General features: G+C 71.7%; 2 protein-coding genes and 1 pseudogene. 1 reads left to right on the top strand and 2 read right to left on the bottom strand.

Translation table 11 applies throughout. The annotated features are described in order from the left end of the window. The coding region (locus NQ160_RS23920) for a hypothetical protein (RefSeq protein WP_306854165.1) at positions 1-398 on the top strand (398 nt) is incomplete at its 5' end. Between the two features lie 67 nt (positions 399-465). Here the strand turns inward: NQ160_RS23920 and NQ160_RS23915 are convergent. Continuing rightward, positions 466-777 (bottom strand): hypothetical protein, encoded by a 312-nt coding sequence (locus NQ160_RS23915; RefSeq protein WP_257517470.1) that lies wholly within the window; start codon positions 775-777, stop codon positions 466-468. Positions 778-807: 30 nt separating this feature from the next. Continuing rightward, positions 808-1,259: pseudogene (locus NQ160_RS23910) on the bottom strand (permease); the annotation flags it as partial.

Below are 1,259 nucleotides of genomic sequence, written 5' to 3'. Positions count from 1 at the left end.
CAGGGCGGGGCGCAGCGGCATCCCGCACCCGCACGAGGAGAGGAGTCACCATGGACAACCGTGACGAGGAGAAGGTGCAGGGCGGCAGCACGAGCACCGAAGAGACCGACACGCTCTCCGGCGGCGAATACTCCCAGCAGCTCGACGACGCGACGCAGTCCGCCGACGAGGTGGTCTCGGAGCCCGACGACCGCTTCGACGGAGGCGTGGGTGACGGCGAGGGCACGGCCGCCGAGGCCGACGAGCGCTTCGGCGACCCCGGTCCGGAGGCGGCAGCTGCCGTGGGCGGCCGGATGGGCTCGGCCAGCGGGCTGCAGCCCGAGACGCAGGGCGAGGACCCGGTGATCGCCGAGCTCGGCGAGGACGGCGAGGGCGACCTCGCACCCGAGGACGTTTAGTCCTCACGCGACAAACGGCGCCGGTTCCCCCGCAGGGGACCGGCGCCGTCGTTCGTGCGGTCTTCGGTCAGGCTTCGCCGAGGATGCTCTGCATCACCTCGAGCGAGATCTCGGTGCGCTCGCCGTCGGCCAGCTCGTGCACCCGGAAGGGGATGCCGTGCTCGAGCAGGAACGCGGCCGTCTTCTCCAGTCGCGGTGCGACGTGGATGTGGTCGCTGCCGAACAGTTTGCAGGTGTAGAGGGGTTCTGCGGATGCCGCGGCCCGCCGCATCTCGACCGTTGACCGACCGTTGATCCGGTACAGGGCCTGCAGGGTCTGCGACGACAGCTCGGTGACGCCGTCGAGCGTGAGCGAGATCGACACGGGGGATTCGGTCATGCTCTCATCGAACCACGTCGGCCCGGCGCCTCACGCCGCGCTGCGGCGCACCGCGCGTGAGAGCGGCTCGGTGGCGGCCATCGCGAGGCTCACCGCGGCGAAGCCCGCGACGAAGGTGAGGACCACCACGAGGATCGGAACCGGCGCGACGATGCCGGTCATTCCCACGATCGGCAGGCAGAGCGCCGTCCCCACGGCCGCGCCTCCCAGCGCCGCCCAGCGCAGGGGCACCGAGACGGTGAGGGTGCGCGAGCGGCGCAGCTGCTGCTCGGGCATGCCCAGCCGGTCGAGTCCCACGATGAGCTCGCGGTCCTCGAGCACGGATGCCGCCTGGGTCACCCCCACCGAGCAGGCGAGCAGCACGAACGCGGCGCCGAGGGTCACCAGCACGCCGACGCGGATGTCGGACAGCAACGTGCCCTGCTCGTTCTCACCGACGGTCTCGAGCAGCCCCATCCCGCCGCCGGCGACGACGGCGATGA

The organism is Microbacterium sp. zg.Y909, from assembly GCF_024626565.1.
Note: the sequence above shows the minus strand (reverse complement) of the source record. Positions and strands in the feature narration are given on the sequence as shown.